The following is a 9,703-nucleotide window of genomic DNA, read 5'->3' as shown; positions in this document are numbered from 1 at the left end:
GTGCTTGCCCGCGATACAGGCAACGCATATCGCGGGCAAGCACCGCTCCCACATGGGACTGCTTTCCAATTCAAATAATGCAGTGGCTTCAAGCAAGCCACTTATTCACCCGACCGCAGGACATTGCGTCCCACACCTGAACCCGATACTGTACATGCAAACAGTATCGGAGTTTCCCATGCAGCTGATCGACAAGCTCAGCATCCTTGCGGATGCCGCCAAGTATGACGCGTCATGCGCCAGCAGCGGAGCACCCAAGCGCAGTTCGGAGGGCAAGACCGGGCTGGGTTCGAGCAACGGCATGGGTATCTGCCACAGCTATACGCCTGATGGACGCTGTGTTTCGCTACTGAAAATCCTGCTGACCAACTTCTGTCTTTACGACTGCCAATACTGCGTCAATCGCCGCTCCAGCGACGTACCCCGCGCCCGCTTCAGCCCCGAAGAAGTGGTCACCCTGACGCTGGATTTTTATCGGCGTAATTGCGTCAGCGGGCTGTTTCTCAGCTCCGGAATCATTCGTTCGTCCGACTACACCATGGAACAGTTGATCGAAGTCGCGCGTCAACTGCGGGAGGTCCATGAGTTTCGTGGCTATATCCACCTCAAGACCATCCCGGACGCTGACCCGGCACTGATCGAAATGGCCGGCCGTTACGCCGATCGCCTGAGCGTCAACATCGAACTGCCCACCGATGACGGCTTGAAAACCCTGGCTCCGGAAAAAAACGTCGTCACCATCAAACAGGCGATGAAGACCATTCACACCGGACAGCAAACCATCCTCAACGAGCCACGTGCGCCGCGCTTCGTGCCAGCCGGGCAAAGTACGCAAATGATCGTCGGCGCTGACGAGACCGACGACAGTACCATTCTCACCAGCGCCGAATCCCTGTACGGCAATTACGGCTTGCGCCGGGTTTATTACTCCGCGTTCAGCCCTATTCCCAACAGCCCGAAAAGTGTCCCGTTGGCCGCCCCGCCACTGATGCGCGAGCACCGTCTGTATCAGGCGGATTTCCTGCTGCGTGGCTATGGCTTCAAGGTCAAGGAGCTGTTTCAGGGCGCCGGTGATCTGGCACTGGACATCGACCCGAAACTGGCCTGGGCCCTGAACAACCGCAGCCTGTTCCCCATGGACCTCAACCGCGCCGACGCTTCACAGATTGCGCGAATCCCAGGCATCGGTATCCGCACCACCAACCGTTTGCTGGAGCTACGCCGTCAGCGTCGAATCCGCTACGAAGACCTGACACGCATGCGCTGTGTACTGGCCAAGGCCAAACCGTTCATCATTACCTGCGACTATCACCCGACTCAGGCAGAGAGCAGCAGCGAGTCATTGCACATGTTGTTGCGCGACCGCCCAGCTCCACAGCAAATGGGGTTATGGGGATGATTTGCCTGGATTGCGACGACCTGTTCGACAACTGGCGACAGCAGGCACGCTGGCTGCTCAGCCATGAAGTCGATCCAAGTCAGGTGAGCTGGAAATCCAGCGACGGCAGCGACCTGTTTGGCTCTGATCACAGTTACCCGGAACAGCAAGGTCCGTTTCAGGCCCGGATCCCGCTGGCCCTTCTGCAGTTGCTGGAAAGCGCCTCACAATTTCGCGGCGATCAGCGCTGGAGCCTGTTGTATGAGGTGCTTTGGCGCGTCAGTCACGGGGATCGCACCGCGATGCTGGCGGGCGACAAGCTGGGCAGCGAGCTGCATCGACGCATCAAGCAAGTCAGCCGGGAAGCCCATCATCTGCACGCATTTCTGCGTTTTGTTGCACTGCCCGAATCTGAGCTGCCAGCGCAATTTGCGCAGCCGCAATACGTCGCGTGGCACGAACCTGCTCACGACATCCTGCACAGCGCCAGTCAGCATTTTATCGGCCGTATGGGGCAGCATCGGTGGATGATTGCCACACCCAAAGACGGGGTCTACTACGATGGTCACCAGTTGATCCATCAGCGTGTCTGCCCGCCTGCCTGGCAACAACTGGCGCGCAACGCCGAGGATCCGGGTGGGGAGCTGTGGCTGACCTATTACAGTCACATCTTCAACCCGGCACGCCTGAACCCCAAGGTCATGGAAGGCCACTTTCCAAGCCGCTTCTGGAAAAACCTGCCTGAAGGTCCTTTAATTCCTGCTTTAATCAGTGAGGCGAGAACCGGCAAACAGCGTGACGGTCAGGCCAGTCAAGTCGCCGCGAGACCCGGCAAGCGTATCGCACGCGGTCCGGGAGTCGCCCCGTCCTAGAGCGCTACACCGTTCATCAGTTGCTATCAAAGCCTTCAAACATCAAGACCTTCTTGGTAATCTGCGACACACTTCAAACAACTACCTTCTCATCGAAGTGGATCAGCATCAGGAAATCACCAAATGGAAGGCATGGGCATAAGACTCAAGTTGGAAAGAAAGCGTCTCGATCTTTCTCAGCGAGACCTGGGTTTGGTTGGCGGGGTTGAAGCCAATGCTCAAGGGCTTTACGAACGAGGCAAGCGCTTTCCCAATGCCGAATACCTCAGAGCGGTTGCGAAGGCCGGGGTGGATGTTTTGTATGTCATCACCGGTTCCCGGGAATTACTGGCCATCGACTCCATCTCCGCAGGCGAGTCGAAAGTGTTAACCGAGCTGGACGGTTTACCTCTGGATGTACAGGAAGACATCAAACGCTTGATCAGCACTCTTTCCGTGTCTGAAGAGCAAGCCGTTAAATCCTGATGGTTTTTTACTGCCGAGCACGGCGGCAATAACCTGCAAACTAACCCGCTGAATGGAACATAGTTAGTGGGAACGACTTTAACCGGTACACCAAAGCCGGTCCCATTGGGTTTGTTTAGTGCATTAGTTGCGGGCAAACATGGCGGCCCGTTTGTAAAGTCTCATGCCAGTTCTACCCCACCCTCAATACACGTCACCACCTCGCCGCCAATCCAGATGTCGTCACCAAGACGCTGCACGTAAACCCGACCTTGCCTGCCCAGCACCGTGCCTTGGCTGACCACATAGCTGTCCTCTGCCAGCCCGGCACTCAACAACCATTGCGCGATACCGGCATTGAGGCTCCCGGTCACCGGATCTTCAGGCATGCCGTCACCCGGGATGAACGCTCTGACTTCGAATTGCGCTTCAACCCCATCGAGTAGCGGATCCCAAGGCGCGAACACACCAATCGCCAGACCGCCCAACTGCGCATAATCCGGTTTCAGCGCCAGTACGCTGGCTCTGTCCGCGAGCCTGAGTGCTAACCATCCAGCACCGTTATCAACCCAGCGGGCGTCAAGAATCGCACCGTCAACCAGCCCCATTCCAGCGCGAATCCGCTCCAGCAACCCAGCCTCGACCGGCTCAGAACGCAACAACGCGGGTGCAGTAAACGCCAGTTGTTTGCCCTGGCGACGAATCCGCACCAAACCTATGCCGCATTCCTGAATGATTTCCTTCCCTTTAGGCTGCCCGCCACTCTCCAGCCAGGCATGGCAACTGCCCAGCGTCGGGTGCCCGGCGAACGGCAACTCATACTGCGTGGTGAAGATCCGCAGTCGATAATCCGCCTCGGGATGCTGGGGCTTAAGCACAAAAGTGGTTTCACTCAGGTTGGTCCAGTGGGCGAACGCGGCCATGGTTGATTCGCTGAGTGCGTCAGCCTCAAGCACCACGGCCAGCGGGTTGCCCTTGAGGGCATGCCGACTGAATACATCAACCTGTTTGAACGAATAACGACTCATCACTGCCCACTCTGAAAACGCCAAGGCGGCGAGACTCTCATTTCAAACCGGGCAAGGTAAAGCCCGGAAAAAACTGTTGCACAAAAATCGTCGGCAACTGTAGCGCAGCCTGTCCGGCGCGATCCGCTAACGTCAGCAAACGATATCAATGAAAGGAAGCAGCCCATGATCGACCTTCAGACACTGTCTTTATTCTGCGGCGCGGTGATGCTTCTGTTGATCACACCGGGGCCGAATATGGCGTTTGTCATGAGCCACGGCTTTACCTATGGCTGGCGCGGCGGTCTGGCCGTTTCGCTGGGGATCGGCGCCGCGGATATCGTGCTGACTATTCTGACCGCAACCGGGGTGACCGGTCTGGTCGCGGCATGGCCGCCGTCTTTCGACATCATTCGATATGTCGGCGCGGTCTACCTGTTGTGGATGGCCTGGAAAGCCCTGCAAGGCGGCAAGCCGGGCAAAAACGTCATCGATAACAAGGTTTCGCTGAGAACAGTGTTCGTCAGGTCGATGCTCAACAGCTTGCTCAATCCCAAGGGACTACTGTTTTTTATCGTTTTCCTGCCGCAATTCGTGACGCCTTCCAACGGCATGATCGCCCAACAACTGATCGTGCTCGGCCTGGTGCTGACGATAATTGCGTTTGTCTTCCATGCCGTACTGGGTGCCTTTGGCAGCACCATCAATCGTTGGTTTGCGGGCAAAGAACGGTTAGGAAAGCTACAACACAGAGTGCTTGCAGCGGTGCTGACCCTGATGGCCGTGCGCCTGATGGTCATGTCCAGACCGTGAATCTGTTGTAGAGGGCACCATTCAAGCATCCGCCGGGTCAGATACAACTCACGCCACGCGGAGAACCCATCATGCTGGACAGCCCATCCACCGCCCCGGTCGAAACGCTTTACACGCTCATGGCGCAAAAACGTTTTATGGTCCTGACCGGGGCAGGCATCAGCACACCGTCGGGTATTCCTGATTATCGGGATACCGACGGCGTCAGGCGCGGCAAGGCACCGATGATGTTCCAGGAATTTCTCGGCTCACCTGAAGCCCGGCGACGCTATTGGGCGCGGGCGATGCTGGGCTGGCCGCGGGTGCGGATTGCTCAACCCAACGCGGCGCATCGCGCTTTGGCAACGCTGCAATCGCATCGGTACATTAGCGGGTTGATCACGCAAAACGTCGATACGCTACATGATCAGGCTGGCAGCACTGACGTCGTCGAGCTACATGGCAGCCTGCACCGGGTGCTGTGCCTGGACTGCGGCGAGCGCTTTGATCGCGCCGCGATTCAGCAATTGATGGAAGCGCAGAATCCCTACCTGGCAGGCGTTGACGCGGTGCAGGCGCCAGATGGCGATACCTTGCTCGATCCCGCATTCGAGACGCGTTTTCAGGTACCACATTGCCCGCACTGCAATGGCGAGCGCCTCAAGCCCGATGTGGTGTTCTTCGGCGAAAACGTTGCCCCACCTACCGCTGCAAAAGCGTTGGCAAATGTGACCCATGCTGACGGCTTGCTGGTAGTGGGCTCGTCACTGATGGCTTACTCCGCATTCCGCCTGTGCAAGACCATAATCGAGCAAGGCAAGCCACTGATCGCCCTCAACATCGGCAAGACCCGCGCGGATGAACTGCTGGATCTGAAGATTGAGATGTCGTGCGAGATATTGTTGCCGGAGTTGGTGGAGCGGTTGGTCGGGCACAGAGATACCTGATGCCTGCAATTACCTGTGGGAGCCGGGCTTGCCCGCGATAAGGACACCGCGATCCAAAGTGAACCGCGTCCGGCCTTATCGCGGGCAAGCCCGGCTCCCACAGAAGATCGCATTTCAGAATTAGATGGGGAATGATCTAAAACAACCCCAACTGCCCGCCAATCAGCGTGCTGAAATCATCATCCACGAATGGCAGGATTGCCTCCGCGATAGGTTGTAGCTGGCGGGTGACGTAATGGTCGTAGTCGATAGGTGCATGCCTGACTTCCAGAGGCTCCGGCCCTGCCACGCTGATGACATAGCTGATCCAGCCGCCATTCTGGTACTGCTTGGGACGACCCAGGCTTGCGTTGTGTTCGTCGGCAAGGCGCGCAGCCCGGACATGAGGCGGCACGTTGCGCTCATAATCATCCAGCCGACGTCGTAGCCGCTTGCGATAGATAAGCAAGTCATCCAGCTCGCCCGCCACGGTACGACGCACATAGTCGCGCACATAGTCCTGATAAGGCCGACGATGGAAAATCCGCGAATACAACTCCTGCTGGAATTCCCGGGCCAGTGGCGACCAATCGGTGCGGACCGTTTCCAGTCCTTTGTAAATCATTTCATCGGAGCCATCCGCACGCCTGACCAGTCCGGCATAGCGCTTCTTGCTGCCCTCTTCCGCACCGCGAATAGTCGGCATCAAGAACCGGCGAAAGTGCGTCTCGAACTGCAGCTCCAGGGCACTGGTCAGGCCATATTCATGCTGTAAATGCTCGCGCCACCACAGGTTGACCTGTTGCACCAGCGTGCGCCCGATCCGGGTCGCGTCTTCCTCGCCGTGCAGGCTTTTGAGCCAGACGAACGTGGAGTCGGTATCACCGTAAATCACCGTATAACCCTGGGCTTCAATCAACTGCCGGGTGCGGCGCATGATCTCGTGGCCGCGCAAGGTGATCGATGACGCGAGCCGCGTATCAAAAAAGCGGCAGCCACTGGAACCGAGCACGCCATAAAAGGCGTTCATGATGATCTTCAAGGCCTGAGACAGCGGCTGATTGTTCTCCCGCTTGGCCGTCTCGCGCCCCTGCCAGACCCGCTCGACAATCGCGGGCAAGCAATGCCGGGTGCGAGAGAAGCGCCCGCCGCGAAAACCCGGTACAGAGTCTTCGTCCGAAGGATTGCGCAAGCCTTCGACCAGCCCCACCGGATCAATCAGGAAGGTGCGGATAATCGACGGGTAAAGGCTCTTGTAGTCCAGCACCAACACTGACTCATACAACCCCGGCTGCGAGTCCATGACAAATCCACCGGGACTGGCCTCGGGCATGCGCTCGCCAAGGTTGGGCGCCACAAAGCCCTGGCGATGCATCAACGGAATGTACAGATGACAGAACGCAGCCACCGAGCCGCCGCTGCGGTCAGCAGGCAACCCCGTGACCGAAGCGCGCTCCAGCAGGAAGGTCAGCAACTCGGTTTTGGCAAAGATGCGCGTCACCAGTTCGCAGTCTTTCAGGTTGTAGCGCGCCAGCGCAGGCTTGTCCTCGGCGAACATGCGGTTGATTTCATCCATGCGCTGGTAAGGCGTATCGATCGCCTTGCCCTCTCCGAGCAAGGTCTGGGCGACATTTTCCAGGCTGAACGACGGGAAGCTCCAGGTCGCCGAGCGCAGCGCCTCGATGCCGTCGATGATCAGACGCCCGCTGGCGTCGGCGAAAAAGTGATTGTTGCGTGATCCATGCTCGCGCCAACCCATGGCTTCCCCGCCCCGCCCAAGGCGCAGTGGCACTTGCAGTCGCTGAGCATGCTCGTGCAGCACCCGCAGGTCGAACTGCACCACATTCCAGCCAATGATCGCGTCCGGATCGTGAAGCTCAAGCCACTGGTTGAGACGCTCCAGCAGCAGCTTGCGGGTGTCGCAGTATTCAATCGCGAAGTCGACGTCGCGGTCATCGCCATTGGCGGGGCCCAGCATGTAAACCTGACGCTGGCCGCAACCTTCCAGCGCGATGGAGTACAACTCGCCTTTTTCCGTGGTTTCGATATCCAGCGACGCAAGACGCAACTGGGGCCGGTAGTGTTCTGCAGGCCGGATCTGCGCCTCGCACAGCGTGCCATTACTGTCCGCAACACCGCTGAATTGCACGGGGGCGGTGATGAAACGCTCCATCAGATAGCGTTCAGGCGGGCGGATATCGGCCTCGTAGACATCCACCCCGCCTTTGCGCAGGGATTTTTCCAGGTTCATCAGTTGCCGGTGCTGCTGACAATAAACCCCAAGGACCGGGCGATGGCGGAAATCACACAGACTCAGCTCACGAAGCTCGACCCCTGACTCGCTGCGCAATACGGCTTCGGCACGAGCACGCTGTTCAGCAGGAATGAACGCCACCGAGGGTTGCACAGGCAAGCGAATGTGCCGGGGACCGTTATCGGTCGCCAGCCAGAATTCCACCTGCGTGCCTTCGGGCGTATCACGCCAGTGTCGGCTCAGGATAAAGCCCTGCTGTACATCCACCACCGCAAACCTCAAAAACCTTCAGGAGCGTGATTCTACTTGGCATTGCCCGCTAGAGGGCGACTCATCTTCGTGACGGCGGCTACGACCAAAGAATCCACGCCTGACCGCTTGCCAATGTCAGGAGCTTGAGGCGATAAAGGCACCCTCCGCACTGGATTTATCTTCGCCACGGGACGTGACATGTCAGCAGACCAGCGCTTCAACCTGATTGCCGAACAACTTGGTTACAGCTTTGATGGCGAGATCAAAATCGGCGGCAATTATGTGCCGCTGATTCGGCACAACGACGAGATTTACATCAGTGGGCAAATCCCCAGGGTTGGCGACACGGTAGTCGTCACCGGACGCGCAGGGGCCGACACCACTCTGGCTCAGGCGCAACTGGCGGCGAAAGTCTGCGCGATGCGCGCGCTCGCCTTACTGCAACGCAGCGCGGGATCACTGGACGGGATCAAGCGGTTGCTGCGCATGAACCTGTACGTGCAATGCGCCCAGGATTTCACTCAGCAAAGCGAAGTGGCCGACGCGGCTTCTGAGGTGCTGTTCTTCGTGCTGGGCGACGTCGGTGCGCACACTCGCACGTCGGTCGGGGTCTATCAGTTGCCGAAGAACGCCACCGTTGAACTTGACCTGATCGCAGTGGTGTAAGCCATGTCCAGTGCATTCAGGATTGAACGTTTGCAGGGCCGGCACGCAGCGGCTTATCGAGATTTGATGCTGGACGCCTACACACGGCATCCCGAGGCATTCACCTCCTCCACAGAAGAGCGCGCTGCCCTGCCCTTGTCCTGGTGGGAAAACCGGCTCAATGCGGCAGAAGATGCCGGGCAAGTGGTGTTCGGCATCACTGACGGTGACGCCGTCCTGGGTGCGGTAGGGCTGACCTTCAGCAACCGGCAACGGGCGCGACACAAGGTTTTACTGTTCGGCATGTATGTGGTGGCCGGGCAGCAAGGCAAAGGTCTGGGCCAGTCACTGATCGATGCGGCGTTGAGCTATGCACGTAAGCGGCCACACACGTTGCTGGTACAACTGACTGTCAGTGAAAACAATGCATCAGCACGCAAGCTTTACGAGCACAACGGATTCGCATCATTTGGCCTGGAGCCATTGGCCGTAGCGACCGCAACCGGATTTATTTCCAAGGTCCATATGTGGCGGGAATTACGCGAGTCCTGACGCACGCTGGCCGCCTTCAACTTGCGTGCATGGCCCCGCCACCGCGCGGGATTGGTACCTTCGGTCTTGCTGAACATATGAGAGAAATGCGCCTGATCGCAAAACCCGCATTCGGCGCTGATTTGCGTGAGGGTCATTTCCGACTCTTTGATCAGTTGCTTGGCCTGCTCGATGCGCTGGTTGCGAATCCATTCCTGGGGGGACATGCCCGTGCTGCGCTTGAATGAGCGCGAGAAATGACTGCGCGTCAACTCGCAGGACGCTGCCAGAAAAGGCACAGAGACTTTCTTGCTCAGGTCAGCAGTGATGAGTTGTTTGACCAATGCCAACCGGCCAGGAGAAAGACCGCCGGTGACCGGCTCATTCAGCCCGTCGTTGACGTCGTGCAGCGGATTGTCCATGACGATAAAACCTTGCGAAATATGCTGGAGTCATCTTCGCAGTCGTCAGTTTTCTAACAACCCTTGCGGGGGGAGCACAACGGCCATCAAGGTGCCTGATCAGGACAAACCTTGGCAGCACGGCGCTATTGAGCAGCACACACAAAACCTGTGGGAGCGAGGCTTGCCCGCGATGAGGGG

At 58.2% G+C, this 9,703-nt stretch carries 10 protein-coding genes; 7 read left to right on the top strand and 3 right to left on the bottom strand.

All coding sequences use genetic code 11. The features are described from left to right. Nucleotides 1-178 precede the first annotated feature (178 nt). The 3 genes from KDX30_RS25970 (at nt 179) to KDX30_RS25960 (ending at nt 2,715) form a co-directional block, all read left to right on the top strand. Nucleotides 179-1,399: a putative DNA modification/repair radical SAM protein gene (locus tag KDX30_RS25970; protein ID WP_027902755.1), complete on the top strand. Its 1,221-nt coding sequence runs from the start codon at nt 179-181 to the stop codon at nt 1,397-1,399. Next, the gene (locus KDX30_RS25965) at nt 1,390-2,250 is read left to right on the top strand and encodes a TIGR03915 family putative DNA repair protein (RefSeq protein ID WP_231677882.1); all 861 of its coding nucleotides are present in this window, start codon (nt 1,390-1,392) and stop codon (nt 2,248-2,250) included. Before KDX30_RS25970 ends, KDX30_RS25965 begins: the two co-directional genes overlap by 10 nt. A gap of 123 nt (nt 2,251-2,373) precedes the next feature. Further along, on the top strand, nt 2,374-2,715 hold the full coding sequence (locus tag KDX30_RS25960) for a helix-turn-helix domain-containing protein (RefSeq protein ID WP_099269325.1): 342 nt from the start codon (nt 2,374-2,376) through the stop codon (nt 2,713-2,715). A 161-nt stretch (nt 2,716-2,876) separates the two neighbouring features. Here KDX30_RS25960 and KDX30_RS25955 read toward each other — a convergent pair whose 3' ends face one another. Continuing rightward, nucleotides 2,877-3,722, bottom strand: coding sequence for a PhzF family phenazine biosynthesis protein (locus KDX30_RS25955; protein WP_231677881.1), 846 nt, complete (start codon nt 3,720-3,722; stop codon nt 2,877-2,879). Between the two features lie 165 nt (nt 3,723-3,887). On the opposite strand from KDX30_RS25955, the gene KDX30_RS25950 reads away from it, so the two are divergent. Next, nucleotides 3,888-4,514, top strand: coding sequence for a LysE family translocator (locus KDX30_RS25950; RefSeq protein ID WP_099269324.1), 627 nt, complete (start codon nt 3,888-3,890; stop codon nt 4,512-4,514). A gap of 71 nt (nt 4,515-4,585) precedes the next feature. Then, entirely contained in the window at nt 4,586-5,440 is an 855-nt protein-coding gene (locus KDX30_RS25945) for an NAD-dependent protein deacetylase (protein WP_231677880.1), read from the top strand. A 136-nt stretch (nt 5,441-5,576) separates the two neighbouring features. Here the strand turns inward: KDX30_RS25945 and KDX30_RS25940 are convergent, their stop codons facing one another. Continuing rightward, complete coding sequence (locus tag KDX30_RS25940; RefSeq protein WP_231677879.1) at nt 5,577-7,940, bottom strand: DNA polymerase II; 2,364 nt, start codon at nt 7,938-7,940, stop codon at nt 5,577-5,579. 183 nt (nt 7,941-8,123) lie between these two features. On the opposite strand from KDX30_RS25940, the gene KDX30_RS25935 reads away from it, so the two are divergent. Together KDX30_RS25935 and KDX30_RS25930 are read left to right on the top strand one after the other, a co-directional pair. Beyond that, nucleotides 8,124-8,591 (top strand): RidA family protein, encoded by a 468-nt coding sequence (locus tag KDX30_RS25935; RefSeq protein ID WP_231668206.1) that lies wholly within the window; start codon nt 8,124-8,126, stop codon nt 8,589-8,591. Between the two features lie 3 nt (nt 8,592-8,594). After that, on the top strand, nt 8,595-9,122 hold the full coding sequence (locus KDX30_RS25930) for a GNAT family N-acetyltransferase (protein WP_231677878.1): 528 nt from the start codon (nt 8,595-8,597) through the stop codon (nt 9,120-9,122). Here the strand turns inward: KDX30_RS25930 and KDX30_RS25925 are convergent. Then, nucleotides 9,014-9,523, bottom strand: coding sequence for a helix-turn-helix domain-containing protein (locus KDX30_RS25925; protein ID WP_122704141.1), 510 nt, complete (start codon nt 9,521-9,523; stop codon nt 9,014-9,016). The two genes, KDX30_RS25930 and KDX30_RS25925, sit on opposite strands and share 109 nt — an antisense overlap. Nucleotides 9,524-9,703: the final 180 nt, after the last annotated feature.

Source organism: Pseudomonas quasicaspiana, from assembly GCF_021147825.1.
In the GTDB taxonomy this organism is placed as follows: Bacteria; Pseudomonadota; Gammaproteobacteria; order Pseudomonadales; family Pseudomonadaceae; genus Aquipseudomonas; species Aquipseudomonas quasicaspiana.
The sequence above is the reverse complement of the archived record's forward strand: the minus strand, read 5'-3'. Positions and strand labels throughout refer to the sequence as shown.